Consider the following 25,875-nt stretch of genomic DNA (forward strand, 5'->3'; position numbering starts at 1 on the left):
TTTTTCACGCTGCTCTCTACCATCAGGCCTCCTCTTCATTCAAAGGCAGCTCACCATGTGCGGCATCGTCGGCGCAGCGTCCCATCGCAACATCGTTCCGGTCCTCGTCCAGGGCCTCCAGCGGCTCGAATACCGCGGCTATGACTCCTGCGGCGTGGCGGTTCATGCGGGCGGCCTGGCGCGGGCGCGAACCACCTCGCGCGTGGCGGATCTCGTCACCCAGGTGCGCGAAGACCATGTCGAAGGCCTGACCGGCATCGCCCACACGCGATGGGCGACGCACGGCGCGCCTGCCGTGCACAACGCGCACCCGCATTTCAGCCACGGCCCCGGCACCGACGCGCAGGGCACGCGGCCCGGCCGTATCGCGCTGGTGCACAACGGCATCATCGAGAACCACGAAGTGCTGCGCGCGGCGCTCGAAGCCAAGGGCTACGTGTTCGAGAGCCAGACCGACACCGAAGTCATCGCTGACCTGGTCGACAGCCTCTACGACGGCGACCTGTTCGAGGCTGTGAAGGCCGCGGTGCTGCAGCTGCACGGCGCCTACGCCATTGCCGTGATCTGCCGCGACGAGCCGCAGCGCGTGGTTGGTGCGCGTGCGGGTTCGCCGCTCATCCTGGGAGCGGGCAAGGAGGGCGGCGAGAACTTTCTCGCGAGCGATGCCATGGCGTTGGCCGGTGTGACCGACCAGATCGTGTACCTCGAAGAAGGCGACGTGGTGGACGTGCAGCCCGGCAAATACTGGATCGTCGACCGCGACCACAAGCCCGTCGAGCGCCAGGTGCGCACCGTGCAGGCGCACAGCGGCGCGGCCGAGCTCGGCCCGTACCGCCACTACATGCAGAAGGAAATCTTCGAGCAGCCGCGCGCCATCGGCGACACGCTCGAAGGCGTGGCCGGTATCGTGCCCGAGCTGTTCGACGGCATCGGGCAGGACGGCGCCACCGGTGCCAGTGCATACCGAGTCTTCAATGACATCGACAAGATCCTCATCCTCGCCTGCGGCACCAGCTACTACAGCGGCTGCACCGCCAAGTACTGGCTCGAAGGCATCGCGAAGATCTCGACGCAAGTCGAGATCGCGAGCGAATACCGCTATCGCGATTCAGTGCCTGACCCCAAGACGCTGGTGGTCACCATCAGCCAGTCTGGCGAAACCGCCGACACGCTGGCCGCGCTCAAGCATGCGCGCTCGCTCGGCATGGAGCAGACGCTCACCATCTGCAACGTGGCCACCAGCGCGATGGTGCGCGAGTGCAAGCTCGCCTACATCACGCGTGCCGGCGTGGAAATTGGCGTGGCGTCGACCAAGGCATTCACCACGCAGCTGGCCGGCCTCTTTCTGCTCACCCTGGCGATTGCACAGAGCAAAGGCCGCCTGAGCGAAGCCGACGAGGCGCGCTACCTGAAGGAGATGCGCCACCTGCCCGTTGCGCTGCAATCGGTGCTCGCTCTGGAGCCGCAGATCATCGGCTGGGCCGAAGACTTCGCGCGCAAGGACAACGCGCTGTTCCTCGGTCGCGGGCTGCACTATCCGATTGCGCTCGAAGGTGCGCTCAAGCTCAAGGAAGTGACCTACATCCACGCCGAGGCCTACGCCGCCGGCGAACTCAAGCACGGCCCGCTCGCACTGGTCACGAGCGAGATGCCCGTGGTGGCCGTGGCGCCCAACGACATGCTGCTTGAAAAGCTCAAGAGCAACCTGCAGGAAGTGCGCGCACGCGGCGGCGTGCTCTATGTGCTGGCCGACGGCGACACCAAGATCAAGGGCAGCGAAGGCCTGCACGTGATCCGCATGCCCGAGCACTACGGCGCACTCTCGCCGCTGCTGCACGTGGTGCCGCTGCAATTGCTCGCCTATCACACGGCCTGCGCGCGCGGAACCGATGTCGACAAGCCGCGCAATCTTGCGAAGAGCGTGACGGTGGAGTGATTGCGAGGGGCGGTGGGTGGGCCGGGTGGTTGTTCTTTGCCACCTGCGTCCGCGGCAGGGAGCGGTCCACTTACAGGGGAGACAACACCCAAGGGCTCCTGTCATCAGTCATGAGATCTTCAGCAATACCGGTAATTCCGCCTAGCGTCATGTTCTGGCCTGCCCAACTGGCCCGACCAATGATGTAGCTCTTTGCAAATTGTGGCCAAGACGAAAAATTCGAACGTAATTCTTTATCCACATGCGCAAGAATACGGCTGAATTCATTCGGTTCAATGTATTTGCAGTCCAGTGCCATTCTTGCAACAGTGACGAGTCGGCCGAGATCCCAGGCAAGTATTCCAGCACCGTAATCCTTGGGAAGGTACGAGCCATTAACCTTGTCTTCGAGAAGGCGAAAAACGGATCGCAGATTCTCCAGCATCTCCATAGCCTGCTCCAAGGCCGAGAAAACGAGATCTTTTTCCTCGCATGGCCCCTGTGCCGTAATCCGATTGCGCACTGTTTCCGGGGAGCCGTATCGACCGCTGGCGATCAATGCCTCGAGAACCTCTTGGCGCCCCTCTCCTGAAGCACCATCGCTGTAAACTCGAAAAACAATGTCGTAAAAAAAGCGATGGCCATAGCGACCGAGTGACTCCAGAGTTTCAGCAGCCTGCTGAGGTGAGCTTATATTCCAATGTGAGCCAAGCCCCTCGGCGAGAGTATTGTGAGACAGTCCAGTTGTGCAACTGTCGCAATACGCCATGATCTGCTCGGAGTTGATGAGCCCAGCTTGAAGTGCTCGCTGCGCTATCGGATCCACCGCGGCCCCGTCGGGGCAACCTCTGTATTTTTTCCCAGAAACTATCTGGAATAGTTTCTTCAAGAAACCCATAAATTAGATTTGCTTGAAGGCGGCATTAACGGCGCGATGCTTGAGTGCATTCACAAGAATATCAAAGTCCGAATCTTTCGCCATGTGAATGGCATCGAATTCATGCTTTTTAGATGCCATTGACGGCGCACTAATTTCTACTGTTTTCTCTGCGCTCGATGTTGAGGTTTCCGGGATATCTGTGATGGTGATTTTATCGATTGCGTCATAGCTCAGAGTAGTCAGTACGCCAGCGAATTTTTTAACGGTCGTGAAAGACATGCTCTTCTCATCAAGAACAATGCTGGCGCCTTGGCTATTGGCGGCGCGCTTCTTGAAAAGTGTTCCAACTGTAAGATACGTGGCATAAACCCCGAATAGCATGAGGGCGCCATTGGCCACGCCTGCCGGCAGGTGAAGCCGCAGGGTTCCTATTTTCAGATCGGCAATCGGATAAAAAATTGCGGCAATGATAATTGCCGGGCCAATAAGACCGAAAACATACTCGAGAATCGAGTATTCCATTTTATAGTTAATGGTTTGCATGTAGTATATTTACTTATATTGTGATTTTGACTGGGCGGTTGGCCTGGTCGGTAATCGGTCCTGAAAACCGCAGACTAATGTAACAAATCGCGTCCCTGTGCCGCCAGCCTGCTGTACCTCCAACACGCCTACAAGCTCAGCGACGAAGAGTTCATGCAGGGCTGGGCCAAGAACGTTGCGCCTGTGCAGACAACCCTGGGGTCGCCGGAGAACGTGCCTAGCCCCTGGATTGAGCGGACATGCTCCGGCAGAGGCTTCGCCCACCTCCGCATGCCGCTCATGTCGACCGCCAGACACCAGGAACACCCAATGAGAAAGCTATCCACTGGCAGCATTGCCTTTGCCAAGACTCATGTCAGCGCAACGCGAGACCATGGTCGATTTCTTCACGTCTCCCCTGTTGATCAATGACAGTAAGACGATCCGTGCGCAATATGTGCATCGCGATGGCGGTGAGCTCACTTCTGGCTGCTTGCGGTTCACACGATCCCCAGCCGCCCGAGCGAATCTCACCCGCGCCTGCGGCCTACAACACGGTGATAGTGGCGCCAGTCGCGTACGGGTATTACCAAGGCCGCCAGATGTCTGAATCCGATGACGCGTGCGGCGTGCCGGACCTGTTGCGTCAGGCGGTGCAAGATCAGTTGAAGGCGCGAGATGAGGTCGTGCTCCCCGTGCTGAGTCCCGGTAGGGATGCGGCCCCTTTGCTGAGGATCGAAATCATGGACATGGTGACCGTCAGCGCCGGCGGCCCCACGATGGTGGTCATCCATGCTGTGCTCGAACGACCGGGACTGCCAACTGCGCAGTTCAAAGGCCTGCGCCAGATGCACACCCAATACTCTGATATCACGGCGGACACCACCGAATGCAGCTCAATGGATGAAGTGATTCACGGGTTGGGTGCGGACGTTGCGAAATGGATGCTCAAGCCGGTGGACGGGGTGTCTCTAGTGAACGGAGAGTGAGCAACAGCCGTCATTCACAGTTCCATTTCTCCTTCTGACCACTCGCCCCACTCATACACAAGGACCACCTTGATCCATCACGTTCGTACGGTCCTCGTGGCCTGCGCATTGGGCACCACGGTGCTGGCTGCTTCCGCCCAGATAAAAATTGGCTTCATCGGCACGCTGTCCGGACCGGCGGCAGCGCTCGGGCAGGAGCAGTACGACGGCTTCATGTTGGCGGTCGAGCAACGACAAGGAATGCTCGGCGGTGTCCCCGTGACGGTCATCAAGCAAGACGACCAGCACAACCCTGAGCTCGGGGCGCAGCTGGCGCAGAGCCTGATCGAGAAAGACAAGGTCAGCTTCATCACCGGCGTGACATTCTCCGACGTGATGATGGCCATGGCCAAGCCGATGGCCAGAGCGGGCATGCTGTTCGTCGGCTCGAATGCCGGCCCTGCGTCGATTGCCGGCAAGCAGTGCAACAGAAAATTCGTCTTCGCCTCGTATCAGGACGAGTACCAGGCCGGGATCGTGGGACGGTACGCGGTCGATCAGCGTTACTGGAAGACGCTGTTCCTGGCGCCCGACGGCCCGTCGGGCAAGGATCAGCTGCGGGGCTTCAAGCGCTACTACTCGGGCGAGGTGGTCAGCGAAATCTACGTCCAGCCCCACCAGACCGACTACGCGGCAGCGCTGGCGCAGATCAAGCGCGTCGCGCCCGATGCGGTGGTTGCCTTCTTGCCTGGCGACATGGGCGTCAACTTCATCCAGCAGATGAATCGCTCGGGCCTCCTGAACAAGGTGCCCCTGCTGACGGTCGGCACGGTCGATGGCACGACACTGCCGCTGCTCAAGGACGCCGCGCTCAATGTGCTGGCAGGCGCGGTCTGGGGCCCCGACCTGCCGAGTCCGACCAGCAAGGCCTTCGTTGCCGCCTTCGAAAAGAAACACGGACGCATCCCATCGCACTACGCTGCGCAAGGTTTCGACGCGGCGCTCTTGATCGACAGCGCGCTGAAGGAGACCAAGGGCTCTGTCGCCGATCGCGATGCCTTGCGCAATGCACTCAACGAAGCCGACTTTTCGTCGGTGCGAAGTGGCTTCAAGTTTCTACGCAACGGTTTCCCGGTCCAGGACGGGCACGTCTTCGTTGTTGCGAAGGACGCGCAGGGCCGCGCGTCGCTCAAGCGGATCGCCACGCCGCTGGAGGCGAATCCTGATTGGTACTGGGACGAGTGTCGGTAGGGTTGGTGATCTCATCATCGGCAGGCGAGGTCGAGGCCATCGATGACAACCGGGCGCAGAGGGCGCATGGCATTTGAGGTGGACCTCTCGGCCAATGAGCGGACGCATCGGGCGGTAAAGTCGCATCCGAGGATGCCGCCTCACGTTGCCAAAGAGTTAAACCAGGAGCTTCACCATGTCGTTCGTCCTTGACAGTGGCTGCCTCTGCGGAGCGGTCAGGTTCCACGTCAATCAGGCGCCGCTCAAAACCCTTGTTTGCCACTGCACTTTCTGTCAGCGGATGACAGGCTCCTCGTTCTACGCCAACTCTGTGTTCCCCGTTGAGGCAGTCGAGTTCAACGATGGCGAGGTACGCAAGTACGAGCACACATCCGATGGAAGCGGCAGGAAGGTCTACGTTGAGTTTTGCCCAACTTGCGGAACCACCATCGGCCTTACCTTTGAGCGCTGGCCCGATCTCCGAGCAGTGTCGCGGGGCTGCTACGACAACCCCAACGTGGTGGACGTAACTTCGAACATATGGACCCGCTCGGCTCAGTCAGGAGTCGCTCTGCCCGCCGAGGTTGATTGCTTCGCAAGGGCAAGGCTGACCCCCGAGGGGCAGCCCGAGCAGGCTTCCAAGTACCCAAATCCAGTCATGGCCCGGTAGTACTTCAGCGATGCCTTAGCCAGCGTCGCGAGATTGGGCCGCGCTGTTCTCGCGTTCCTTTTGCAGCCCCGGCGGTTCCCCTCCGAACCACATCCATTTCGGATCGGTCCCACCGTGGTTAAGTCCGAACTGATTCCAGCCTTGCCCTATGACGATGGCCATCGCCAACAACGCCAGCACGATCACGATCGCGCATCCGGCATAGGCGATCACCGTGAGGGTGGGGGTAGCGGGGAATAGATCGGCCCCTGCCACCGCGACGATCGCAGCGAGTGCGACGCATGCAATGAGGGACTTGAGCACCAGCTTTGCATTCATGCGAATGTTCCTTTCCGCGTAGAGAGGTGAAACAATTATCGGCGCGGTGGCCGTTCGACCGTCATTCAGGTTGCGATTAGGGGCGCGTATCTACTGATCAGTTGCTCGCCTGGTAGCGGCCGGTCGCGACCTCGGAGTTTCGGGCCTGCTGCAGACATTCGTTCTCCTCAACCGGACTTGGCTTTGGCACTACTCGCGAAGGTCGGCTTTGCGGCCGCCTAGGCCGCAGCGGTAACCGACGGGTTCTGGCCGCTTGCCGCTATGACGCTTGCGGAGATGCCGGATGGCCTGTGACCAGAACGACCAGCGCATCGGTCTCGTAGAAGTCGCTCAGCGACGCGGTCGGTTCGCTGTGCATCGCTGGCATGCACGCAAGAACGCATGCGGGTGCTGCTAACAGAACTGCCGCAAGTGATCGGCGGAAAGCCGATAGGTTGGTGCTGCCCCCTGAGGGAGCGGCAAGGCTCTCAGCACGATTCTTCATGATCTCCTTGATGACCGCCTGGCCGGCCGGGTTCAGCCTTTAGCCCCCAGGCTGCGGGTCCGCCTCAAATTTCTCGCGCATCTCGAGATATGCCTTCTTGCAATGTTCGAAGTACGCCCGCTCGTCATCCGCCATGCGCTCAGCCTCGCGCCCCGAAATCACCGGGTCAGCTTGGTCAGTCTCGAGGATGCGTATCGTCACCACATCTCCGGTCTGCAAATCGGCACGCAGCCAGTCCAAATGCTCGTCCGCCGCACCGTTCGCGCGTGCCGTCAGTCCGCCCACGCGCAGCGTGAAATCAACGGTTCCGTCAGATCGCCGAGGCGCCGCTTCAGGACCCAGCTTTCCCAATAGGGAAATGCCGGCAGAGAGCACACACAGGTCAGAGGCGCCACCCGTCACCGTCTTCTGTCCGTTAATCGCGATTTCCAAGGCGTACATGTGCGAAATTTTGAATGATTGAAGGACGACTTGAGCGTCCGACTTTGGCCGACTGTAGCCTCACGAAAGGTCGGCGCAAAGGGCTCGTTGCCAACGTTCTAACTCGACATTGCCATTCAAACGACTGATAGATCGGGCGAGAGTAGATCGCACGGCGGCGGAAGATGCTCCGCTCGTGTGCTCCATATAGAACCTCGCTGCACAAAGCAAGCCAAACGAGCGCTAGCCACAGCGTCTCAGACTTTATTTATTGGCAAACAACGGCCGGTTGTTGCGGCCGATCGACTTGTCTCGGTATCGACCCATGCACCCGCCGGTCGCGGCCGTTGCGCCTTCTCGCGTTGGATATCCTGCACACGGCGAGGGTGTGCATACTGCGCCCATGCTCGTGCCGTCCCTGATATCGCACCTTCGGCCCGCCCGCTGGGTGGGTGCCCTTCTGGCGTTCACAAGCCTGTCCGTGCATGCGGATCCCGCCGTGGATTTCTTTCGCGTGCTGGGCTGGACTGTGGCCATGGGTTTGGGAGAGATCGTGGCTTGGGCGCTGGGGCTGGGGTTCGTCTTCCTGATGACGATCCTCGTGCCCGGCGCGATCGTCCGGGCACTGGTGCGCGCGCCGCTGCTCTGGGCGCTATGCCTGCTGATGGTGCCTCGCTGGCGCGCGGGACCATGGGGCTGGAGCAGCATCCTGCTGGGGCTGGCAACCGCCGCTTTGGGCGCCTGGCTGATCGAGCGCCGTTGGCATGACGACGACGTGGATGTTGACCTTCTTGATTGACACATTGGGACCAAACGATGGATTTGCTTCGCAGGGCAATTGCGCTTGTCATCTTCCTCGGTGCGACCTACGTCGCGATCGAGATGCGTTCGGGCGGTTCTGCGCTGGGAGGGATCTTTTTCATCCCCGCAGTGCTTGTCGCCTTCTTTGCGCTCGCCGTCGTCATATTCAACCTCCCGATCCTGGGACAAGCCCGGTTCGAGGACAGCGGTTTCGAGCGCACCGTGCTGTCGCCGTGGCAGTTGAAGGTCTTCGGCATTTTCCTGGCGCTCCTCTTCGGGGGAGCGCCTGTCTACATTGCCGTGCGAGGCCTCTTCAAAGGCATCATCCCCGCTCCGTGGAGCGCTCCGGACATCGTGCTGGCGCAGGCGCCACTGCAATTCCTGCTCGCGTGTGCCGTCTTTGCCGGAGGAGGCGTACTGCTCGCAGTGCTGATCGTGAAGGGAATCTGGCGAACCAGTGTTCCGTCCCGGTGATTCGGCCGCATGGGCGGGCAAGCGCAATGACCACAGGAAGCATCTGAATCTCCGGGTCTCAAGGCATACCAGGTCAACGGCTGCAGCGAATGGTCCAAAACGCAACTTTGCCAACAGCCGTTGGTGGGGAGAGGCCGCTCAACTGCCGGCTCAGACCCCTTCGATGATCCGCAGGTCCCGTTCGGCCCCGTCGCCCAGCGCGGCCAGTGCGGCCTGGTAGTCGGGGCTGTCGTGCGCGGCTCTGGCCTGCTCGACGCTGTCGAACTCGATCAACACGGTGCGTTGGAGCAGACCGAACTCGTAGACCTCGGCGGGCAGGCCGCGCGCAAGAAAGCGCCCGCCGGCGGCGGTGAGTGCCGGCCCGGCCAGTTTTGCGTACGCCGCAAGTTTGTCGGCGTCCTTGATGGCACGGTACGCGCTGACCCAATAGGCTTTTGCCATGGTGATTTCTCTCAGTTGCTGAGCGAGCAATATAGCCTGCGCTTGACGTTGGCTGCTGCCATCCGTCAGCGCTTCTCGTCCTCCCAGTCCACCCAATCCACCGCATGGGTCTCGAGATATCGGCTGACGGTGGTACCGATGGTCGGAAAGAACGCCGCATCCCCAAGCCGCTCGAAAAGCCCGAACCGCTTCAGCTTGTCCTTGACGGGATCCTTCATCTCGGCAAAGCACAACTGAATGCCGGTCGCGTGCAGGGTTTCGATCAACTCGGCCAGCATGTCGGCGGAGGTTACGTCGACGCTGGTGATTGGTTCTGCCGCAACGACCAGCCAGCGCACAGGCGTAGGCGACGAAGCCACGGCGTCCAGCACCCGGTCGTGGAACAGCTCGGCGTTGGCGAAGAACAGCGGCGCATCCCAGCGAAACAGGACGAGGCCGGGGATAAGGCGCGCGTCGGGATAGCGCGTGATGTCGTGGTAGCCCTTGACGCCGTCGGCGCGCCCCAGGACCGCGGAGTACGGGCGCCAGGCATCCCACAGGAATTCGATGATCGCAATCACGATGGCCAGGCCGATGCCTTCGACCGCGCCCAGCACGGCCACGCCGGCGGTACAGGCGATCGACAGCCAGAACTCCCAGCGCTGGATGCGATAAATTCGCCGCAGGTCGGAGACCTCGATCAGGCCGATGGCCGATGCGATCACCACCGCGGCCAGTGCGCTGGTGGGCAGGTTTTTCAGCAGGTCCGGCACCGCCACCAGCAGCAGGGCAACAGCCAGCGCGCCGACGATTCCGGTCAGCTGGGTCTTGGCGCCTGCGGCCTCGGCCACGGGGGTGCGTGACGAACTGCTGCTGACGGCAAAGCCCTGAAAAAGTCCGGCCGCCAGGTTGGCGGCGCCGAGCGCCACCATCTCCTGGTTCGGGTCGACATAGCTGCGGGTCCGCGCCGCATAGACACGAGAGAGCACGCTGGTGTCGGCGAACGAGACGAGAGCGACGGCACCACCGCCGATCAGGACGGGGACGATGTCGGCGGTGGTGATCCACGGAATGGCGAACGCAGGCAGGCCTTGCGGGACCTCGCCGAGGACCGACACCCCGGCGCGTGCCGCAAGGTCCAGCACGCCAACGACAACGGTCGCTCCCACCACGGCGATCAGGATGCCCGGCAAGCGTTTGCGGCCCTTGAGCAGCAGGATGACGGCCAGGGTGCCCGCGCCGACCATGAAGGTGGTCCAGTGGGTCTTGCCATCCATCACGGCCGTAGCGATGGCCCTCAGGTTTCCCAACGGTCCGTCGCCCTCGATCGAAAAGCCGAAAAGCTTGGGCAGTTGGCTGATCAATACTGTCAGCGCAATGCCGTTCATGTAGCCGTAGCGAATCGGCTTGGAGAGAAGCTCGGTGACGAAGCCCAGGCGCGCGATTCCGGCAAGGATGCACACCGTTCCCGACACGATCGCCATCATGCCCGCCAGGGCGACCGCGCGATGCGGGTCCCCGCCAGACAATGGAAGGACGACGGCCAGAATGACGGCAGCCAACGAGGAATCCGGGCCCAGCACCAGAATCCGGCTGGGCCCGAACACGGCGTACGCGAGCAACGCAACGATGGTTGCGTAGAGGCCATAGATGCCGGGTACGCCCGATGCCTCCGCGTAGGCGATGCCGACGGGCACCAGCATCGTGGTCAGCACCAGTCCGGCAACGATGTCGTGCCGCAGCCAGGCCACCTGGTACTCGCGCAGCGTGCGCAGCCCCGGCAACCAGCGGCTCCAGCCGGCCTGATCGGCGGCCTTCGTCCGCCGCGCAATACGGCCCGGTTCGGGGAGGGGGGACGAAGGATCCGTATTGCTCATAAGCCGCTGCCGCTTGGTAGAGCGTGCAGATGCGCGCAAAGAAAGACAAGAGGAAAGATCCGGGTGCTGCCGGCCCCTCCGCTTCGACGCGATGGTCCATCGACGGACAGGGTCTTGATGAAGATTCCGATTGCGTTGAAAATAATGGTGTAAATCATTTACACCATAATCGAAAATCCTCAATGACTGACTTTGGCATGACCAACAACGAAATGACTTCCGCGCCCAGCGACGCAACCGACCCGACAGTGACCGCCTCGACGGTCCAGCCACCGGCAGAGTCGACAACGCCTGCCGCGCCGCAACTGCCGTCGAACCCGCCAACCGCCAAGCCGGTTGCACGCAAAAGGCCAGCGGCCAAGAAGGCGCCAGTGCGCGAACCTGAAGCAGCCGCAACGAAGAAGGCGGCCGCCAAGAAGGTCTCGCCTCGGAAGGCCACGCCGGCAAAACCGGTGGTTACGAAGTCCTCGGCAAAAAAGGCAGCGGTGACCAAGAAGGCAGCGGTGACCAAGAAGGCCGCAGTCACCAAGAAGGCAACGCCGACCAAAGCCGGCGCCAAGACCACCGCCGCACCCAAAAAGTTGACGTCAGTGAAGAAAGCATCCGTGAAGAAGGCACTAGTAAAGAAAGCATCAGTAAAGAAGACAGTGGCAAAGAAGACCGGGCCGCTGAAGGCCAAGACGGTGCAGGCCGTCGTCGCGCCGCCTCAGGTCACCCGGCCTGCCCCCCGCAAGGAACTGGCGACGTCTTTCCAGGCCACTTCCTCCGAGTCCGCCCGCGACGCGGCCAAGACCAAAGGCAAACTCGTGCGAGACAGCTTCACGATGCCCCAGCAGGACTTCGGTCTGATTGCCGTCCTCAAGGACCGCGCGCTAGGTTTCAAACGCCCGGCCAAGAAGAGCGAGCTGCTGCGAGCCGGGCTGTACGCGCTTCAGCAACTCACCGACACCCAACTGCGCGGTGCGCTGGATTCGCTGGCGCCGCTGAAGGCTGGGCGCCCGAAGAAGTAAGCCAACCGAAGGCCGCGCGGCGTTCCTCCCGGCATCGGCGATGCCTGTGCCAGGAGGGCCTGGGAAAAGCGGATGCGTGGGTACACAATGCTTTCATGGCGCAGAAGAAACCTCCCGCTTTCCAGCCCCTGACCGGCATCTATGAGCCGTCGGCGATCCAGCAGTTGCCGGATGGGCGCTTTCTTGTGGTCGAGGACGAAAAGGGCCATCCCTTCAGCCTGGTCGTGCTCGGCGCCGACGGAAGTGTCGACAGCACCGAACTCACCGCCGGGCTGTTTCAGATCTTCAGCGACTTCTGGAAACTGGATGATCTCGAGGGACTTGCCTTGGACCGCGCAGGCTTCGTCTACGCGATCACATCGCATTCCCGAGACGACGAAGGCAACGAAAAGAAGTCACGTGAACGGCTGGTCCGGTTCCGGATCGAGGGGAATCGCGTCGAGGACCCCAAAGTCGTCGACGGATTGAAGCGCGCCCTGATGGCAAAGCATCCTGAACTGGCCTCGGCAGCCCAGATCCGCGACGTCAAGACCGGCGGCGGGCTCAATATCGAAGCGTTGGAGATCGGCCCGGACCAGCAACGGCTGCTGATCGGCTTTCGCAGCCCGTTGCGCAACGGCCGCGCGATCATCGCCAGCGTCGAAAATCCGCAAGGCCTCTTCGAGGCGGATGAGGCCCCCCGGGTGGCGGCTGATCTCGATGAGCTGGATCTGGGCGGCCACGGAATTCGTGGGTTGTCTTACGTCCCCGCCATTGGCGAGTACCTGGTCATCAGCGGGCCGATTTCGCGCGACCCGGGCCAGTTCGCCCTTTGGCGCTGGAATGGTCGGCAAGGTGGCGCGGCGCGTCGAGTCACGGTTCCAGGCCTTCAGGGCCTGGGGCGCGCAGAAGGGGTGAGCCCGGCCGTCATCGACGGGGTCGACCGAATCATCATCGTCAGCGACGACGGGAGCCGGAAGGCAGGACGATCTGCGAATTATCTTCTGCTGGACCTCGATCAGCTGCAAACTGCGCATTGAATGGGCGGCTCGGCAGGAGCCTCGCATCTTGCCGCCGGGCGGTCGAAGTCACATGCACGTCAGAGTGCAATGCGAGGATATGCATTGACGGTCGCGGACGCTGGTAGGGAATGCAATTTGCACCTCGAATCCTGAGGTTCCCGATGTTCGCGGCCGTCTCTACAACAAGTCTCTGTCCTGGCTCACGCGCGCCAGGCGCGTTGCCCGGTCGGAAAACAGGGGCGCATTGGAATAGCGCAGGGTTCCGCACGTGCGGGACTCGTCGAGCTGCAGTTGCTGCACCGCGTCACGAAGCTGAAGAACATCGGCATCGTCTGCTCCGTACAAGGCCTGCATTCGCACGAGAAGGTGCTGCAGGCGGGCTTGATCCTTGCTCATCGAATCGTCCTTATGGGAAAGATGGGAAAGTTCCCGGCGAGATTGAACTGCCACCCCTGCGCTAAGCTCCACTCTATATGTCAACAGTGGACAAGGTCCGAGTCATTTTTGTTTCGAAGCGCAACTCGCTTCGAAGCGTTCTTGCACATGCGTGCCTCGAACACGTAGGCGGTGACCGTTATGCGGCCCTGTCGTGCGGCTCTCCAAAGCACCTCGCCAGCGAAATTCATCCCGCTGCGCTCGGCGCGCTGGCAAGCGCCCGGATGCGACCGCCTCTCGGAATTCCAATAAGTTGGGAGAGGTTGAAGGAGCGGGGTGCCGCCAGAGCCGCGTTCATCATCACGCTGGACGAGGAGACGATCGGGGCCCAGCCGGCATGGCCGGGGCAACCGGATACCGCACTTTGGTCGATGCCGGACGTTGCCGCATCGGGAGATCCAGAAAAGACGGCCTACGGTGCGATCCAGGCCCTCTACGCTCTGCGTCGAAGACTCGAGTTGTTCGTCAACCTGCCGCTGACCAAGGGCGACCGGGTGTCTCTCCGAGCCGATGTCCGGGATCTGGGAACCATGAGATAGGCCGGTTGGCCCTCAGCCCCACGCAGGAAGGTTCTGCAACGCGTCGTTGGGGCGGCCGACAATGTCGACGCCGGTGATGCCGGTTCCGCCCGGCAAGAGGTTGACGTCGCAAATGACTTCCCAGGCGTGGCTTTCAGTGCGCCGTGCAAGACACACTTCCTCACCGGCGGCAATGAGCTCTGCGCACTCGCCGACGCTGATTCGCTGTGCCGTGCCAAGGGCGAACTCTGTCGAACCGAACTCCTTCTCCACAACCGGGTGAATGGCGACGAGATCGATCTTTTCGTCTTTGAAGTGAACAGCGGTAATCGCATGCTGGGACATCTTTCGACCTCCATTCGTGGAGAGCCCCGACATGGCCGCGGCGGCTGCCGGCACCGGTGGGCTCGATCATCGACTGTACGCCAGCTCCCGCTTGCTCGCACTCGGCAGATGAACCCAATCAGGAGGTGGGCGGGTCATCGCCAGTGAGCAGCAACTTCGTTTCGATGCCGTAGAGCGCAAGCATGCCCAGCACGTGCCCGATGGCGACGCCCGGTTCACCCGATTCGATTCGCGCAACCGTCTGGACATGCACGCCAAGTCGGGCGGCCGCTGCGGCCTGGCCCTCGCCGGCATTGGTGCGAGCCAACTTGGCCGCAGCACCCATGTGCTTGATCGCCTGAAGGGCGCCGCTGTCGATGTCCGCCGAGATGCGTTTGCCTTGGGCCATAGGAATATTGTCGCTGCACAATCCGGGCCATGCCTCGAACCTTGACCGACACCGGGCCCGTGCCTTACTGGCTCTACCTCCTGGAATGCGAAGGCGGCGTGTACTACACGGGGATCGCGCTCGATGTGGAGCAGCGCTTCTTTCAGCATGTCTTTGGACTGGGCGCCAAATTCACGCGCGCGCGTCCTCCGTTGCGAGTGCTCGCAGCCCGCGCCTACCCTGACAAGGGGGCTGCGCTGCGGGCGGAAATCAAGGTCAAGGCACTTCCTCGCGCCCGGAAGCTTGCCTTCTTCGAAGCCCTGGCGTGACGCGCCGGATTCGAGTCTGCAGCCCCTCTGCATCCCGAGAAATACGCGATTGACCGACTGCGCTTTCGCCTGAAATTCGCTAGGCTTTGCTGGCGAGCGATCCCATCGAGCGCGGAGACAACGCGATGAGCCAGGGCGCATCTCTTCGTCTGCATGTGCCGGAGCCCACCGGGCGGCCGGGGCACGAGACCGATTTTTCCTACCTCCATCTGTCGCGTGCCGGCGAGGTGCGAAAACCTCCGATCGATGCATTGCCAGCCGACACCGGCGACCTGGCCTACACGCTGGTGCGCGTGCTCGACGACGAGGGCCGCGCCGTCGGCCCATGGGTGCCCGAGGCCGACCCTGAACTGCTGCGCCGAGGCCTGCGCGCAATGATGAAGACGCGCGCCTTCGATGCCCGCATGCTGATCGCGCAGCGGCAGAAGAAGATCTCGTTCTACATCCAGTGCCTCGGCGAGGAGGCCATCGCGACCGGCCACGCGCTCGCGCTGCAGCAGGGCGACATGTGCTTTCCCACCTACCGCCAGCAGGGCCTGCTGCTGGCGCGCGAAGACGTGACGATGGTGGAGATGATCTGCGAGCTGATGTCCAACGAGCGCGACCCGCTCAAGGGGCGGCAGCTGCCGGTGTGCTATTCGATGAAGAGGGCCGGCTTCTTCTCGGTCTCGGGCAACCTGGCCACGCAGTTCATCCAGGCGGTGGGCTGGGGCATGGCTTCGGCGATCAAGGGCGACACACGCATCGCCTCGGGCTGGATCGGCGACGGCGCCACGGCCGAGTCCGACTTCCACACCGCGCTGACTTTCGCCCACGTGTACCGCGCGCCGGTGATCCTCAACGTGGTCAACAACCAGTGGGCGATCTCGACCTTCCAGGCCATCGCCGGCGGCGAGGCCACCACCTTCGCGGCGCGCGGCGTGGGGTGCGGCATCGCCTCGCTGCGCGTCGACGGAAACGACTTCCTTGCCGTGCTGGCCGCCTCGCGCTGGGCCGCACAGCGCGCGCGCAGCAACCTCGGGCCGACGCTGATCGAATGGGTGACCTACCGCGCCGGCGCGCACTCGACCTCGGACGATCCTTCGCGCTACCGGCCGGCCGACGACTGGGCGCACTTTCCGCTGGGCGATCCGATCCCTCGCCTGGCGCAGCACCTGACAACGATCGGCGCCTGGTCGCAGCAGGAGCACGACCAGACGCGGGCAGACCTGGAGGCGCAGGTGAGTGCCGCACTGAAAGAGGCCGAGCGCTTCGGCTCCATGGCCGACGGCCACGTTGCCGGCGCCGCGACCATGTTCGAGGACGTCTACAAGGACATGCCTGAACACTTGAAGCGGCAGCGCGAACAGCTGTCGTCGGAGGGATGACGCCCATGGCCTCGATGACCATGATCCAGGCCCTGCGCTCCGCCATGGACGTGATGCTCGAGCGCGACGACAACGTCATCATCTACGGGCAGGACGTGGGCTACTTCGGCGGCGTGTTCCGCTGCACCGAGGGCCTGCAGGCCAAGTACGGCCGCTCGCGCGTGTTCGATGCGCCGATCAACGAGGGCGGCATCGTCGGCTCGGCCATCGGCATGGGCGCCTACGGCCTGCGCCCGGTGGTGGAGGTGCAGTTTGCCGACTACGTCTATCCGGCCTATGACCAGATCGTGTCCGAGGCGGCGCGCCTGCGCTACCGCTCGGCGGGAGATTTCACCGCGCCGATCACCATTCGCATGCCTTGCGGCGGCGGCATCTACGGCGGGCAGACGCACAGCCAGAGCCCCGAGGTGCTGTTCACGCACGTCTGCGGGCTGCGCACGGTGATGCCCTCCAATCCGCGCGATGCCAAGGGCCTTTTGATCGCCTCCATCGAGAACGACGATCCTGTCATTTTTCTGGAGCCCAAGCGGCTGTACAACGGCCCTTTCGACGGCCACCACGACCGGCCGCTGGTGTCCTGGTCGGCCCACCCGCTGGGCGAGGTGCCCGAGGGGTACTACACGGTGCCGCTCGAATCGGCCACCGTGTTCCGCCCTGGCGCCGACCTGACGGTGATCAGCTACGGCACCATGGTCTTCGTCTCGGAAGCGGCCGCGCAAGAGACCGGCATCGATGCCGAGATCATCGACCTGCGCAGCCTGTGGCCGCTGGACCTGGAGACCCTCGTCGCCTCGGTGAAGAAGACCGGCCGCTGCGTGATCGTGCACGAGGCCACGCGCACCAGCGGCTTCGGCGCCGAGCTGGCGGCGCTGGTGCAGGAGCATTGCTTCCACTACCTGGAGGCACCCATCGGGCGCGTGGCCGGCTGGGACACGCCCTATCCGCATGCGCAGGAGTGGGCCTATTTCCCGGGCCCGGCACGCGTCGGCGCCGCATTCCGGCGCGCCATGGAGAACTGAATGGCCACGCATGCAATCAAGGTGCCGGACCTCGGCGAAGGCATTGCCGAGGTGGAACTGGTGGCGTGGCGCGTGCAGCCCGGCGACACGGTGGCCGAAGACCAGGTGCTGGCCGACGTGATGACCGACAAAGCCACCGTCGAGATTCCCTCGCCGGTTGCGGGCAAGGTGCTCGCGCTCGGCGGCGAAGTGGGGAAGCAGATGGCGGTGGGCGCGGAGCTGATCAGGATCGACGTGGTGGACCGCGGCGGGGCGGAGGCGATGCGGGGTGCACCAGCGCCGGCATCTGCACCTGCACCAACGCAAGTGCCGGCCCCGGCGCCGGCCGCGCGTGCGCGCCCATCGGCTGGCAAGCCGCTCGCCTCGCCCGCGGTGCGCCATCGTGCTGCGCTCCTCGGCATCGATCTCCAGCAGGTGCCGGCCAGCGGCGCGGAGGGCCGCATCCTGCACGAGGACCTCGATGCCTGGCTGGTGCGGCGGCCCGGTCCGCAGGCGCCGGGTGCGGCGCGCCATGCAGAGCGCAATGACGAAGAGGCCGTGCCCGTGGCAGGCGTGCGCCGCCGCATCGCGCAGCGCATGCAGGATGCGATGCGCCGCATCCCGCACTTCACCTACGTCGAAGAGGTCGACGTGACCGAGCTGGAGCTGTTGCGCGCGCGGATCAACGAACGCTGGGGCGCCGAGCGGGCGCACCTGACGCTGCTTCCGCTGCTGGTGCGCGCGGTGGTGCTGGCGGTGCCGCGCTTCCCGCAGGTCAATGCCCGATTCGACGACGAAAAGGGCGTGCTCACGCGCCACGGCGCGGTGCATGTCGGCATCGCGACCCAGACTTCGGCCGGCCTCATGGTGCCGGTGCTGCGCCACGCGGAAGCACGCGACCTCTGGTCCAGCGCAACCGAGATCGCGCGCCTGGCCGATGCCGCACGCGCCGGCCGGGCCACGCGCGACGAACTGAGCGGCTCGACCATCACGCTCACCAGCCTCGGCGCGCTGGGCGGCATCGCCTCCACGCCGATCATCAACGCGCCTGAAGTGGCGATCGTCGGCGTCAACCGCATCGTGCAGCGCCCGGTGATGCAAGGCGGCGCAGTGGTCGCGCGCCGCATGATGAACCTGTCCTCCTCCTTCGACCACCGCGTGGTCGACGGGCAGCTCGCGGCTGAATTCATTCAGGCCGTGCGGGCTTCGCTCGAATGCCCGGCGCTGCTTTTTATCGAGTGAGCGTCGAGTGAGGGAGGCTGGAGCGCGAGCCTCAATTCGTTCTCCTCCAGAGGGTTCAGCTCGAGCACCAGGCGCCTGAAATCAGCCCGGTAGCAGGGCAGCATCAGCGCCGCCGTGAACGCATGAACGCCGTCGCCGCGCGCCATGCATTCATCGCACGCGGCAATGCTTCGGTAGAGGCCGATCGCCTGTGCGACTCGGCTGTCGGTGGTGCTGCTCTTGCGGGTCATCGCCGGCTCCTTGTAGCGCGCCCTGGATGGCCCGCGAGGCGACTCTATGCACTCTGGAGCGCAGCGGTGAGTAACAAGATCGTCGTGAATTGAGGCATTGGCACCCGGTGCCGCGACAATCGAAGGCTCCTTGCAATGATTGCCTCCATGCCTCCCGATCAGTTCACCGATCCCGTCGAACCGACGCCTCACGATTCCGACGCGCAAAGCGCAGCCAAGGCCGGCCGCCTGCGCGCGGAAGCCGACAAGCTCGAAGCATTCTGTGTCGTCGTTCGCGCGGCTTCGGCCGCAGTCGATCACGCCGCGTTTGTCGAGGTCAGCCGCGCAGCGTCCCAGGCGCTGCACGCCAAGTTCGGCGGTGGCTCAATCACTTCGGTGTTCACATGGTTGACCGGGCCTGCGGGAAGCGCCGCGCTAAAAAGCGTTCTTGCCGGCGAAGTGGAGCTGGCCGGGCCGCTTTCCATCCAGCAGATCGTCGAAGCGATTGAGCTGGCCAAAAAGGCGGAGTTCCTGCGCCAGAAGCGCTGAGGGCGCACCGCCCGTCCGTCCGCCGCGCGGTTCAGCCCGCCATCGCGCGGCAAGCGGCCGCGCAGTCCCGGCATGCCTTGGCGCACGCCTGGCAGTGGTCGTGCTTGTGCTTGCCGCATTCGTCGCCGCAGGCTTGGCAGATGTCGGCGCACAGCGCACAGATGGCCTTGGCAAACTCGCTGCCACGTGCCATGGTGGCAGCCGCAAACTGGCAGGCGGCCGCGCAGTCCATGTCGAGCGCGATGCACCTGGCCATCATCTTGACGTCGGCTTCCTTCAGGCAGGAGGCGGCGCAGTGGTTGCACGCGGTGGCGCAGCCGTTGCAGGCTTCGATGCATGCGGCGTAGGTTTCATGTGGCATTGCTTTCTCCTTTTGGGTTGGACGCTGGCGACGGCAAGGGACTTGCAGGAAGCAGCGATCAACGCAATGTCGAGCTGAGCGAGCGGGCGGCCTCCAGATGCGAGCGCAGCGTCGGCAGCGTCTTGCCTGCCCAGGCCCTCAACTCGGGGTCGCGGGCCTCGCGGCTCGCACGCTCGAAGAGCGCGATGTCCGTTTGGTGGTCTTCGATACCCACGAGCCGGATGTACGTGCGATCGAACTCGTCTTCCGTGGCCGAAGCCAGGCGGTTCAGCTTGGCGTATTTGCCACGCGGCAGCACGCCGGGGAGTCGCATTCCCCTGTCGCGCACCAGGGCCCTGAGTTCGTTGTTGGCGCGTGTGTGGTGGTCGACGAGCATCTGCGCATAGCCTCGCACCTCGGGGCTGGCGGCGCGGTACATGGCCAACCGCGAGGCCTGGATTTCGTACCGGCCATTGCCCACCGCCGCGGTGATGAACTGCGGGTCTTGAAGGCCGCTCGTCCGCGCCGCGCCCGCGGTGCCGGCGCGCGCAAGGGGCTCCGGCAGAGTCGAGCACCCCGCGGCGAGCGCCGCCATGCCAACGAGCGTGAGCGCTCGCAGAAGGGTTTCGAGCGTTTTCATGGTTCTCCTTGTCAGCCCGCAATGCGAGCCTTCTCGGCGAGACGCAGAAAATCTAAGCCAGGCACGCCCGGTGCCCTGTCGGACGGTAGCTGCATCTGTGGCCTGACAACCACTCGTGGTTGCCGCACTTCGCTCACTGCGGAGGGCAGGGACGCGCCTCAGGGCTTCCGGTGCTTCAGAAAGCCCGGCGCGTTTTCGCCCTTGCCGGGCTGCGCTTCGTCGCTGGCCGTGTCTTCCACGTTGGTGGACTCATCCAGCTCGAGGTCTCTCGCGCGCACCTCGGCTTCGAGCGGCAGCCCGGATGCCGGCTGGTGCGTCATCGGGTCCGCCGATGTGGCGGGCGCTTGTTTCCGATTCATGTCTGGTGCTCCTGTTGATCGCCAGTAACCATCCTCTCTGCCGCGGGGCTGTACGGGCAATCGGACGGAATGAGCACGCGGTGCAGGCGATGTCCTGCGCAGCGTCTGGTAACAGCGCCCGCGAGCCAGCGGTGAAAATCCATCGATGCATCCAATCAGTACCCTCTTTCTGCGTTCCGGCAGCTTCGCGCTCCTGGCTGCGTCCGCGGCCATGGCCGCGCTGCTGGCAGGCTGCGCGGCCGCTCCGTCGACACCGGCCGCCTCAGGCGCCAAGCCGGCGGAATCGACAACAGGTGCACGGCCTGCAATTGCGCCCGCTGTGCCAGGGCAGGCGGCGCCGGACGATGCGGCCATCGAACAGCGGTTCGCAAAATGGGTTGCCGATTTCCGCGCCACCGCGCGTGCGCAAGGCATCGGCGAGGCGACGCTGCGAAGCGCGCTCGATCAGGTTCAATATCTGCCGCGGGTCATTGAACTGGACCGCGCCCAGCCCGAGTTCACGCGCACCGTCTGGGACTATCTCGACAACGCCATCACGCCCCAGCGCGTGGCCACCGGTCAGGACAAGTTGCAGCAGGTTCGCGCTGAAGCCGATGCGGCCGCCGCGCGCTACGGCGTACCGCCCGCCGTGGTGGTTGCGATCTGGGGCATGGAAAGCAACTACGGCGGCAACTACGGCAACACCCCGGTCATCGATGCGCTGGCAACGCTCGGCTTCGAAGGGCGGCGCGAAGACTGGGCACGCCGCGAGTTGCTTGCGGCGCTGAAGATTCTCGACAGCGGCGACATCGCGCGCGACCGGATGATCGGCTCCTGGGCCGGTGCCATGGGCCAGACCCAGTTCCTGCCGTCGAACTTTCTCGCCTATGCGGTGGATGCCGACGGGGATGGTCGGCGCGACATCTGGGGCAGCATGCCCGACGTCGTCGCATCGACTGCGAACTTTCTCTCTCGTTCGGGCTGGCAGGCCGGCGTGCCCTGGGGCGCGGAGGTGCGGCTGCCGGCGGGCTTCGACTACGGCCGCGCAGACATGGCTGTGCGCCAGTCCAGCGCGCAATGGGCGGCCGAGGGGCTGCGCGCCATCGACGACCAGCCGCTGCCAGAGCTTGCCGATGCCAGCATCCTGCTGCCCGCGGGTGCCCGTGGCCCGGCCTTTTTGATCGGGCCCAACTTTCGCGCTGTTCTGCGCTACAACAACTCGACCAACTACGCGCTCGCGGTCAGCCTTCTTGCGCAACGCCTGGGCGGTGGGCCGGGCGTGCAGTCGCCGTGGCCCAGAGATTCGGCGGCGCTTTCGCGCAGCCAGATGGTCGAGCTGCAAACCGCCCTCAACCAGCGCGGCTTTGCCACCGGCGCGGCCGACGGTGTGGTGGGGCCCGCCACGCGCGACGGGCTGCGCCGCTACCAACGCAGCGTCGGTTTGCCCGCGGATGGGTATCCGAGCGCAGAGCTGCTGCAGCGCCTGCAACGGCCGTAGCGGGCCCGCCGCGCGTTCCGCGCCCGTTAAACTGGGGCCGGGTGCGGAGCCGCTTGTCTTCCATGCGGTGCCGCAGGTTCATGCGATGGTCGGGCCGCCACGCGGATTCGTCACGCCAATCCCATGCAAGAACCCGCCATCCAGTACATTGCCGCAGCCATCTTTGCCGTGGCCCTCGTCCATACCTTTGCCGTCAAGCAGTTCGAACGGCTGTCGCATCGCTATCCACGCCACGCCGGCCTGTTCCATCTGCTGGGCGAGGTTGAAGTCGTCTTCGGGTTCTGGGCCATCGTGCTCGTGCTGGCGATGGGCCTGGTGAGCGGCGGCGACGGCGCGCTCGGCTATGCGGAGTCGCGCAACTACACCGAACCGCTGTTCGTTTTTGTCGTGATGGTGGTGGCTGCCTCCCGGCCCGTGCTGCGCACGGTCATGTCGGGGGTGAGCATCGTCGCCCGGGTGCTGCCACTGCCGACGCCCGTTGCCGCGGCATGGCTCGGGCTTGCGGCTGTTCCGCTGCTGGGCTCACTGGTCACGGAGCCCGCGGCCATGACGATCGCGGCGCTGATGCTCGCGCCCCAGATCTTCAGGCCGCAGCTGCCCGAAGCGGTGAAGTACCTGGCCCTGGGCGTGCTGTTCGTCAACATATCGATCGGCGGCACCCTCACGTCGTATGCCGCGCCGCCGGTGCTGATGGTGGCCTCGACCTGGCAATGGGACAGCGCCTTCATGCTCGCCACCTTCGGCTGGAAGGCCGCCGTGGCCGTTCTCGTCAATGCCACCGTGGCCACCTTCGTGCTGCGCAAACATCTGGCCGCCGCGCCGTCGCCAGCGAACCCCGAACTGTCCGAGGTGCCTGTGCCGGCGGCCGTGGCCCTCGCGCACCTGGCATTGCTCGCGGGGATCGTGCTGTTCGCCCATCATCCGGTGGCATTCCTCGGCCTGTTCCTGATGTTCCTCGGCTTCACCCAGGCCTATGAGCGCCACCAGAGTCCATTGATCATCAAGGAAGCGCTCCTCGTCGGATTCTTTCTTGCCGGCCTGGTGGTGCTCGGCGGCATGCAGCGCTGGTGGCTCGAGCCGGTCGTCTCCAGCCTGGAGCCGCTGGCCTTGTTCTTCGGCGCGCTGGGCCTGACGGCCATCACCGACAACGCGGCGCTCACCTACCTGGGCTCGCTGATCGCGACCATCTCGGACGAATCGAAATACATGCTCGTGGCCGGCGCGGTGGCTGGCGGCGGCTTGACGGTGATTGCCAACGCGCCCAATCCCGCCGGCGTCGCGCTGCTGAAGCGCGGCTTCGCCGACGAGAGCATCGGCGCCGGCGGACTGCTGCTCGGCGCGCTCGGACCCACGCTGGTGGCCGGCGCGGCGTTCATGCTTTTGTAGCGGGCGCGCGCTGCGCGCGGAACCAAAGGAGACAAGAACATGCACGCGTTCTCTCGCACGGGCCTGGCCGCAGGCGCGATGCTCGTGGCCCTGGCCATCGGCGGTTGCTCCTCGCACGGGAACGCCGTTTCCAGCAGCGCCAGGGCGGAGCCGCCGCCCACCGATTGCCGCGCCTGGGTGGGCACCGACCGCAACCAGGAACTGCCCGGCTACCGGCTGCCGCAGTCCAACGGCCAGACCGTGTGCGTGCCGCTCGGCGTCAACGCCTTTCGCCCGCCCGCGGGGTATGCCGGAGGCGACTACCACGTCGACGAATTCACCGATGCGCGCCTGAAGGAGCGCTGGCGCGCGTGCAAGGCCGACACCGCCTGCTTTGCGCGCATCGATGCGCAAATGCAGCGCTGGCTGCCGCCGAACAAGGCACGCTCGACCCGCACGACCGGCATGGTCGATCCTTCGGGAAAGATCGATCCCGAGGGCACCGTGGATCTGCGGCAGATCCGACGCCCGGCCTTCTTTGCCAAAGCGCCTTACGAGGAAGGCATTGCGCGCGCCGATGCCAGCACTTACGTGGTCGAGTTCACCGTGCCGCGCGACACCTTCGAGCGCATCGACCTGAAGATGACCGATCCGATCAAGCTGCGCGGCTGGTACATCGAAGGCCGCGGCGTCGACGACGGCAAGGGCGGCAAGATACGCGCGCTGGTGGTCATGGCGCCCGGTGGCGGCGGTCAGCTCACCGCCATCCAGCACCCGGGCGAGAAGGCCTACCGCATCGACCCGGCCACGGGCAGGGCGGTGGACGTCAAGTTTCCGAACGCCACCACGGAGACCATGGGCCAGCGCTGGTGGCGCGAGAACCTCGATGCGCTCAACCAGGCGGGCTTCGACGTGCTGGCCTACGACCGGCGCGGCGAGGGCATTTCGGGGGGATTCAGCGACACCAACACGCTGGAGCAGGGCGAGGACGTCTTTCGCGTGCTGGCGCAGCTCGACACCGGAAACGGCCTGCGCCTTCTCACGCCCGACGCGCGCGTGCTCGCGGGCAGCGAGGCGGCCGGCAAGCTGCTGGGCGGCATGGCGTCGACGCGCATTCCCATCTTGCTCGGCGGTTATTCGCGCGGGTCGATGTCGACCGCATGGGCCATGGCGAAGAATTTCTCGGGCTCGTGCAGCTACGACATGCCGGTGCCCGAATGCGTGCCGCCCAAAGGGCTCTCGAACATCAAGGGCGCCATCCTGTTGTCTTCGTTTGCCAGCGGCGCGGGGTACCTGCCCGCGTCGCCAGACCTGGCCGACCGCAACCTGTTTCTGGGCGGCATGGCGGCGGACCATCACATCCTTTTCTATCCCAACTCGGCGCCCCTGGCGGGCATGCACAAGTGGCCGGCCGCGTTCTTCGGCAAGGGCCTGTGGGATCGCGCGGAAACGCTGCAAGGCACCGTGGCCGCCTACGACCGCATCCGCGGCGCGCGCGAGATCGTGGTGGCTCGCGCCCCCCATTCGATCGAGACCTGGCCCGAAAGCGACCGGCAGTACCTGCGCGAGCGGATGATTGCCTTCGCCAAGGTGGCAATTGCGGGCGGCACCACGGTGCCGGGCGCAAAGCCGTGGTCCAACCTCAAGGAGCTGGTCGCGACCACGCCCGACTCGTGGGAGTCCTCGTCCCGGCCGAAGCCTGTCAACGGCTCGCCTTGACTTCTTATCCGGTATGTTGGATATTTGGTCTGACATCATGGATAAGCAGTCACCAACCCTGAATGAGCGCATCGCGCAGCGGGTGCGAGACCTGCGCGCCGACCGCGGCCTTTCTCTCGATGCGCTGGCTGCGCATTGCGGCGTCAGCCGCTCGATGATCTCGCTCATCGAGCGCGGCGAAAGCAGCCCGACGGCGGTGCTGCTCGAGAAATTGGCGACGGGCCTCGGTGTTCCGTTGGCCTCGTTGTTCGAGGCGCCACAGCCTGACGGCGGCCCTGTAGCCCGCCTGGCCGACCAGCCCCAATGGCGCGATCCGCATTCCGGCTACGTGCGCCGTAACGTGTCCCCCAGCAGCGCTGCATCGCCCATCCACATCGTGGAGGTTCTGTTTCCGCCCAAGGCGCGCGTGGCCTACGAAACCGGTGCGCGGGAACCCCAGGTTCACCAGCAGGTGTGGGTGCTCGAAGGAACCATCGAAGTCACTGTCGGCGAAGACCAGCACCGGCTCGGCGCGGGCGACTGCCTGGCACTGGTGCTCGACCGCCCCATGAGCTACTACAACCCCACCCGGCAGGCCGCACGCTATGCCGTCGTGATCGCAACCTTGCCCTCTTCGTGGAGATGAC

General features: G+C 64.3%; 31 protein-coding genes. 18 read left to right on the plus strand and 13 right to left on the minus strand.

From position 1 onward, the window contains the following. Positions 1-55: 55 nt before the first annotated feature. On the plus strand, positions 56-1,936 hold the full coding sequence (glmS, locus tag ACJ7Z0_RS20710; RefSeq protein ID WP_434791336.1) for a glutamine--fructose-6-phosphate transaminase (isomerizing): 1,881 nt from the start codon (positions 56-58) through the stop codon (positions 1,934-1,936). A gap of 70 nt (positions 1,937-2,006) precedes the next feature. On the opposite strand, the gene ACJ7Z0_RS20715 is transcribed toward glmS, so the two are convergent. After that, the gene (locus tag ACJ7Z0_RS20715; RefSeq protein ID WP_434791337.1) at positions 2,007-2,813 is read right to left on the minus strand and encodes a DUF1266 domain-containing protein; all 807 of its coding nucleotides are present in this window, start codon (positions 2,811-2,813) and stop codon (positions 2,007-2,009) included. A gap of 3 nt (positions 2,814-2,816) precedes the next feature. Next, entirely contained in the window at positions 2,817-3,338 is a 522-nt protein-coding gene (locus ACJ7Z0_RS20720; RefSeq protein WP_434791338.1) for a hypothetical protein, read from the minus strand. Between the two features lie 581 nt (positions 3,339-3,919). On the opposite strand from ACJ7Z0_RS20720, the gene ACJ7Z0_RS20725 reads away from it, so the two are divergent. From ACJ7Z0_RS20725 to ACJ7Z0_RS20735, 3 genes are all read left to right on the plus strand, one after another. After that, positions 3,920-4,306: a hypothetical protein gene (locus ACJ7Z0_RS20725; protein WP_434791339.1), complete on the plus strand. Its 387-nt coding sequence runs from the start codon at positions 3,920-3,922 to the stop codon at positions 4,304-4,306. A 108-nt stretch (positions 4,307-4,414) separates the two neighbouring features. Continuing rightward, positions 4,415-5,536 (plus strand): ABC transporter substrate-binding protein, encoded by a 1,122-nt coding sequence (locus ACJ7Z0_RS20730; protein WP_434791340.1) that lies wholly within the window; start codon positions 4,415-4,417, stop codon positions 5,534-5,536. A 175-nt stretch (positions 5,537-5,711) separates the two neighbouring features. Further along, complete coding sequence (locus tag ACJ7Z0_RS20735) at positions 5,712-6,185, plus strand: GFA family protein (RefSeq protein ID WP_434791341.1); 474 nt, start codon at positions 5,712-5,714, stop codon at positions 6,183-6,185. 15 nt (positions 6,186-6,200) lie between these two features. On the opposite strand, the gene ACJ7Z0_RS20740 is transcribed toward ACJ7Z0_RS20735, so the two are convergent. Together ACJ7Z0_RS20740 and ACJ7Z0_RS20745 are read right to left on the minus strand one after the other, a co-directional pair. Next, positions 6,201-6,503, minus strand: a complete 303-nt coding sequence (locus tag ACJ7Z0_RS20740; RefSeq protein WP_431124640.1) for a hypothetical protein — start codon at positions 6,501-6,503, stop codon at positions 6,201-6,203. A 523-nt stretch (positions 6,504-7,026) separates the two neighbouring features. Continuing rightward, on the minus strand, positions 7,027-7,428 hold the full coding sequence (locus tag ACJ7Z0_RS20745; RefSeq protein ID WP_434791342.1) for a hypothetical protein: 402 nt from the start codon (positions 7,426-7,428) through the stop codon (positions 7,027-7,029). A 382-nt stretch (positions 7,429-7,810) separates the two neighbouring features. Here ACJ7Z0_RS20745 and ACJ7Z0_RS20750 point away from each other — a divergent pair, with 382 nt between their 5' ends. Both ACJ7Z0_RS20750 and ACJ7Z0_RS20755 read left to right on the plus strand, forming a co-directional pair. After that, positions 7,811-8,206: a hypothetical protein gene (locus ACJ7Z0_RS20750; protein WP_434791343.1), complete on the plus strand. Its 396-nt coding sequence runs from the start codon at positions 7,811-7,813 to the stop codon at positions 8,204-8,206. 17 nt (positions 8,207-8,223) lie between these two features. Beyond that, complete coding sequence (locus tag ACJ7Z0_RS20755) at positions 8,224-8,682, plus strand: hypothetical protein (RefSeq protein WP_434791344.1); 459 nt, start codon at positions 8,224-8,226, stop codon at positions 8,680-8,682. Positions 8,683-8,832: 150 nt separating this feature from the next. Here ACJ7Z0_RS20755 and ACJ7Z0_RS20760 read toward each other — a convergent pair whose 3' ends face one another. Both ACJ7Z0_RS20760 and ACJ7Z0_RS20765 read right to left on the minus strand, forming a co-directional pair. Then, on the minus strand, positions 8,833-9,123 hold the full coding sequence (locus ACJ7Z0_RS20760) for a DUF1330 domain-containing protein (RefSeq protein ID WP_434791345.1): 291 nt from the start codon (positions 9,121-9,123) through the stop codon (positions 8,833-8,835). A 65-nt stretch (positions 9,124-9,188) separates the two neighbouring features. After that, the gene (locus tag ACJ7Z0_RS20765) at positions 9,189-10,979 is read right to left on the minus strand and encodes a SulP family inorganic anion transporter (protein WP_434791346.1); all 1,791 of its coding nucleotides are present in this window, start codon (positions 10,977-10,979) and stop codon (positions 9,189-9,191) included. Between the two features lie 29 nt (positions 10,980-11,008). On the opposite strand from ACJ7Z0_RS20765, the gene ACJ7Z0_RS20770 reads away from it, so the two are divergent. Both ACJ7Z0_RS20770 and ACJ7Z0_RS20775 read left to right on the plus strand, forming a co-directional pair. Then, a complete protein-coding gene (locus ACJ7Z0_RS20770; protein ID WP_434791347.1) occupies positions 11,009-11,989 on the plus strand; it encodes a YML083C domain-containing protein in 981 nt (326 codons plus the stop codon). A 95-nt stretch (positions 11,990-12,084) separates the two neighbouring features. Beyond that, on the plus strand, positions 12,085-13,008 hold the full coding sequence (locus ACJ7Z0_RS20775) for a DUF3616 domain-containing protein (RefSeq protein WP_434791348.1): 924 nt from the start codon (positions 12,085-12,087) through the stop codon (positions 13,006-13,008). 159 nt (positions 13,009-13,167) lie between these two features. Here ACJ7Z0_RS20775 and ACJ7Z0_RS20780 read toward each other — a convergent pair whose 3' ends face one another. Next, positions 13,168-13,386 (minus strand): hypothetical protein, encoded by a 219-nt coding sequence (locus ACJ7Z0_RS20780; RefSeq protein WP_434791349.1) that lies wholly within the window; start codon positions 13,384-13,386, stop codon positions 13,168-13,170. A gap of 86 nt (positions 13,387-13,472) precedes the next feature. Here ACJ7Z0_RS20780 and ACJ7Z0_RS20785 point away from each other — a divergent pair, with 86 nt between their 5' ends. Continuing rightward, positions 13,473-13,964 (plus strand): low molecular weight phosphatase family protein, encoded by a 492-nt coding sequence (locus ACJ7Z0_RS20785; RefSeq protein WP_434791350.1) that lies wholly within the window; start codon positions 13,473-13,475, stop codon positions 13,962-13,964. A gap of 12 nt (positions 13,965-13,976) precedes the next feature. On the opposite strand, the gene ACJ7Z0_RS20790 is transcribed toward ACJ7Z0_RS20785, so the two are convergent. Then, a complete protein-coding gene (locus ACJ7Z0_RS20790) occupies positions 13,977-14,288 on the minus strand; it encodes a hypothetical protein (RefSeq protein ID WP_434791351.1) in 312 nt (103 codons plus the stop codon). 118 nt (positions 14,289-14,406) lie between these two features. Beyond that, positions 14,407-14,676: a helix-turn-helix domain-containing protein gene (locus tag ACJ7Z0_RS20795; RefSeq protein WP_434791352.1), complete on the minus strand. Its 270-nt coding sequence runs from the start codon at positions 14,674-14,676 to the stop codon at positions 14,407-14,409. 41 nt (positions 14,677-14,717) lie between these two features. On the opposite strand from ACJ7Z0_RS20795, the gene ACJ7Z0_RS20800 reads away from it, so the two are divergent. The 4 genes from ACJ7Z0_RS20800 to ACJ7Z0_RS20815 all read left to right on the plus strand — a co-directional run bounded on the left by ACJ7Z0_RS20800 (position 14,718) and on the right by ACJ7Z0_RS20815 (position 18,591). Further along, positions 14,718-14,984, plus strand: coding sequence for a GIY-YIG nuclease family protein (locus ACJ7Z0_RS20800; RefSeq protein ID WP_434791353.1), 267 nt, complete (start codon positions 14,718-14,720; stop codon positions 14,982-14,984). 125 nt (positions 14,985-15,109) lie between these two features. Further along, positions 15,110-16,351, plus strand: coding sequence for a 3-methyl-2-oxobutanoate dehydrogenase (2-methylpropanoyl-transferring) subunit alpha (locus tag ACJ7Z0_RS20805; RefSeq protein WP_434791354.1), 1,242 nt, complete (start codon positions 15,110-15,112; stop codon positions 16,349-16,351). A 5-nt stretch (positions 16,352-16,356) separates the two neighbouring features. Next, a complete protein-coding gene (locus ACJ7Z0_RS20810; RefSeq protein ID WP_093019698.1) occupies positions 16,357-17,370 on the plus strand; it encodes an alpha-ketoacid dehydrogenase subunit beta in 1,014 nt (337 codons plus the stop codon). Continuing rightward, a complete protein-coding gene (locus tag ACJ7Z0_RS20815) occupies positions 17,371-18,591 on the plus strand; it encodes a dihydrolipoamide acetyltransferase family protein (protein ID WP_434791355.1) in 1,221 nt (406 codons plus the stop codon). Here ACJ7Z0_RS20815 and ACJ7Z0_RS20820 read toward each other — a convergent pair. After that, the gene (locus ACJ7Z0_RS20820; RefSeq protein ID WP_434791356.1) at positions 18,540-18,821 is read right to left on the minus strand and encodes a hypothetical protein; all 282 of its coding nucleotides are present in this window, start codon (positions 18,819-18,821) and stop codon (positions 18,540-18,542) included. The genes ACJ7Z0_RS20815 and ACJ7Z0_RS20820 overlap by 52 nt on opposite strands. A gap of 135 nt (positions 18,822-18,956) precedes the next feature. Between ACJ7Z0_RS20820 and ACJ7Z0_RS20825 the strand changes: the two genes are divergently transcribed. Further along, on the plus strand, positions 18,957-19,349 hold the full coding sequence (locus ACJ7Z0_RS20825) for a hypothetical protein (RefSeq protein WP_434791357.1): 393 nt from the start codon (positions 18,957-18,959) through the stop codon (positions 19,347-19,349). Positions 19,350-19,380: 31 nt separating this feature from the next. Here ACJ7Z0_RS20825 and ACJ7Z0_RS20830 read toward each other — a convergent pair whose 3' ends face one another. The 3 genes from ACJ7Z0_RS20830 to ACJ7Z0_RS20840 all read right to left on the minus strand — a co-directional run bounded on the left by ACJ7Z0_RS20830 (position 19,381) and on the right by ACJ7Z0_RS20840 (position 20,688). Further along, complete coding sequence (locus ACJ7Z0_RS20830; protein ID WP_431124598.1) at positions 19,381-19,710, minus strand: four-helix bundle copper-binding protein; 330 nt, start codon at positions 19,708-19,710, stop codon at positions 19,381-19,383. A 58-nt stretch (positions 19,711-19,768) separates the two neighbouring features. After that, positions 19,769-20,329, minus strand: coding sequence for a DUF4142 domain-containing protein (locus ACJ7Z0_RS20835; RefSeq protein ID WP_434791358.1), 561 nt, complete (start codon positions 20,327-20,329; stop codon positions 19,769-19,771). A 158-nt stretch (positions 20,330-20,487) separates the two neighbouring features. Beyond that, positions 20,488-20,688, minus strand: a complete 201-nt coding sequence (locus ACJ7Z0_RS20840) for a hypothetical protein (protein WP_434791359.1) — start codon at positions 20,686-20,688, stop codon at positions 20,488-20,490. A gap of 145 nt (positions 20,689-20,833) precedes the next feature. On the opposite strand from ACJ7Z0_RS20840, the gene ACJ7Z0_RS20845 reads away from it, so the two are divergent. The 4 genes from ACJ7Z0_RS20845 to ACJ7Z0_RS20860 all read left to right on the plus strand — a co-directional run bounded on the left by ACJ7Z0_RS20845 (position 20,834) and on the right by ACJ7Z0_RS20860 (position 25,874). Then, a complete protein-coding gene (locus ACJ7Z0_RS20845; protein ID WP_434791360.1) occupies positions 20,834-22,165 on the plus strand; it encodes a lytic murein transglycosylase in 1,332 nt (443 codons plus the stop codon). A 123-nt stretch (positions 22,166-22,288) separates the two neighbouring features. After that, positions 22,289-23,551, plus strand: a complete 1,263-nt coding sequence (locus ACJ7Z0_RS20850) for a putative Na+/H+ antiporter (protein ID WP_434791361.1) — start codon at positions 22,289-22,291, stop codon at positions 23,549-23,551. A gap of 39 nt (positions 23,552-23,590) precedes the next feature. Next, on the plus strand, positions 23,591-25,249 hold the full coding sequence (locus ACJ7Z0_RS20855) for an alpha/beta fold hydrolase (RefSeq protein ID WP_434791362.1): 1,659 nt from the start codon (positions 23,591-23,593) through the stop codon (positions 25,247-25,249). 37 nt (positions 25,250-25,286) lie between these two features. Beyond that, positions 25,287-25,874 (plus strand): helix-turn-helix domain-containing protein, encoded by a 588-nt coding sequence (locus ACJ7Z0_RS20860; protein WP_434791363.1) that lies wholly within the window; start codon positions 25,287-25,289, stop codon positions 25,872-25,874. The last annotated feature ends 1 nt before the right edge of the window (position 25,875 follow it).

Origin of the sequence: Variovorax palleresanus (assembly GCF_051144945.1) — a bacterium.
GTDB lineage: Bacteria > Pseudomonadota > Gammaproteobacteria > Burkholderiales > Burkholderiaceae_C > Variovorax > Variovorax paradoxus_S.

Excerpts from the sequence above, each read along its gene's own strand:
- ACJ7Z0_RS20830 (WP_431124598.1), bottom strand. The coding sequence starts at position 19,710 with ATGCCACATGAAACCTACGCCGCATGCATCGAAGCCTGCAACGGCTGC.
- glmS (WP_434791336.1), top strand. The coding sequence starts at position 56 with ATGTGCGGCATCGTCGGCGCAGCGTCCCATCGCAACATCGTTCCGGTC.
- ACJ7Z0_RS20775 (WP_434791348.1), top strand. The coding sequence starts at position 12,085 with ATGGCGCAGAAGAAACCTCCCGCTTTCCAGCCCCTGACCGGCATCTAT.
- ACJ7Z0_RS20750 (WP_434791343.1), top strand. The coding sequence starts at position 7,811 with ATGCTCGTGCCGTCCCTGATATCGCACCTTCGGCCCGCCCGCTGGGTG.
- ACJ7Z0_RS20810 (WP_093019698.1), top strand. The coding sequence starts at position 16,357 with ATGGCCTCGATGACCATGATCCAGGCCCTGCGCTCCGCCATGGACGTG.
- ACJ7Z0_RS20755 (WP_434791344.1), top strand. The coding sequence starts at position 8,224 with ATGGATTTGCTTCGCAGGGCAATTGCGCTTGTCATCTTCCTCGGTGCG.
- ACJ7Z0_RS20790 (WP_434791351.1), bottom strand. The coding sequence starts at position 14,288 with ATGTCCCAGCATGCGATTACCGCTGTTCACTTCAAAGACGAAAAGATC.
- ACJ7Z0_RS20745 (WP_434791342.1), bottom strand. The coding sequence starts at position 7,428 with ATGTACGCCTTGGAAATCGCGATTAACGGACAGAAGACGGTGACGGGT.
- ACJ7Z0_RS20740 (WP_431124640.1), bottom strand. The coding sequence starts at position 6,503 with ATGAATGCAAAGCTGGTGCTCAAGTCCCTCATTGCATGCGTCGCACTC.
- ACJ7Z0_RS20760 (WP_434791345.1), bottom strand. The coding sequence starts at position 9,123 with ATGGCAAAAGCCTATTGGGTCAGCGCGTACCGTGCCATCAAGGACGCC.
- ACJ7Z0_RS20855 (WP_434791362.1), top strand. The coding sequence starts at position 23,591 with ATGCACGCGTTCTCTCGCACGGGCCTGGCCGCAGGCGCGATGCTCGTG.
- ACJ7Z0_RS20770 (WP_434791347.1), top strand. The coding sequence starts at position 11,009 with ATGCGCGCAAAGAAAGACAAGAGGAAAGATCCGGGTGCTGCCGGCCCC.
- ACJ7Z0_RS20825 (WP_434791357.1), top strand. The coding sequence starts at position 18,957 with ATGATTGCCTCCATGCCTCCCGATCAGTTCACCGATCCCGTCGAACCG.
- ACJ7Z0_RS20820 (WP_434791356.1), bottom strand. The coding sequence starts at position 18,821 with ATGACCCGCAAGAGCAGCACCACCGACAGCCGAGTCGCACAGGCGATC.
- ACJ7Z0_RS20805 (WP_434791354.1), top strand. The coding sequence starts at position 15,110 with ATGAGCCAGGGCGCATCTCTTCGTCTGCATGTGCCGGAGCCCACCGGG.
- ACJ7Z0_RS20860 (WP_434791363.1), top strand. The coding sequence starts at position 25,287 with ATGGATAAGCAGTCACCAACCCTGAATGAGCGCATCGCGCAGCGGGTG.
- ACJ7Z0_RS20840 (WP_434791359.1), bottom strand. The coding sequence starts at position 20,688 with ATGAATCGGAAACAAGCGCCCGCCACATCGGCGGACCCGATGACGCAC.
- ACJ7Z0_RS20765 (WP_434791346.1), bottom strand. The coding sequence starts at position 10,979 with ATGAGCAATACGGATCCTTCGTCCCCCCTCCCCGAACCGGGCCGTATT.
- ACJ7Z0_RS20780 (WP_434791349.1), bottom strand. The coding sequence starts at position 13,386 with ATGAGCAAGGATCAAGCCCGCCTGCAGCACCTTCTCGTGCGAATGCAG.
- ACJ7Z0_RS20715 (WP_434791337.1), bottom strand. The coding sequence starts at position 2,813 with ATGGGTTTCTTGAAGAAACTATTCCAGATAGTTTCTGGGAAAAAATAC.
- ACJ7Z0_RS20835 (WP_434791358.1), bottom strand. The coding sequence starts at position 20,329 with ATGAAAACGCTCGAAACCCTTCTGCGAGCGCTCACGCTCGTTGGCATG.
- ACJ7Z0_RS20850 (WP_434791361.1), top strand. The coding sequence starts at position 22,289 with ATGCAAGAACCCGCCATCCAGTACATTGCCGCAGCCATCTTTGCCGTG.
- ACJ7Z0_RS20725 (WP_434791339.1), top strand. The coding sequence starts at position 3,920 with ATGTCTGAATCCGATGACGCGTGCGGCGTGCCGGACCTGTTGCGTCAG.
- ACJ7Z0_RS20815 (WP_434791355.1), top strand. The coding sequence starts at position 17,371 with ATGGCCACGCATGCAATCAAGGTGCCGGACCTCGGCGAAGGCATTGCC.
- ACJ7Z0_RS20720 (WP_434791338.1), bottom strand. The coding sequence starts at position 3,338 with ATGCAAACCATTAACTATAAAATGGAATACTCGATTCTCGAGTATGTT.
- ACJ7Z0_RS20845 (WP_434791360.1), top strand. The coding sequence starts at position 20,834 with ATGCATCCAATCAGTACCCTCTTTCTGCGTTCCGGCAGCTTCGCGCTC.
- ACJ7Z0_RS20795 (WP_434791352.1), bottom strand. The coding sequence starts at position 14,676 with ATGGCCCAAGGCAAACGCATCTCGGCGGACATCGACAGCGGCGCCCTT.
- ACJ7Z0_RS20735 (WP_434791341.1), top strand. The coding sequence starts at position 5,712 with ATGTCGTTCGTCCTTGACAGTGGCTGCCTCTGCGGAGCGGTCAGGTTC.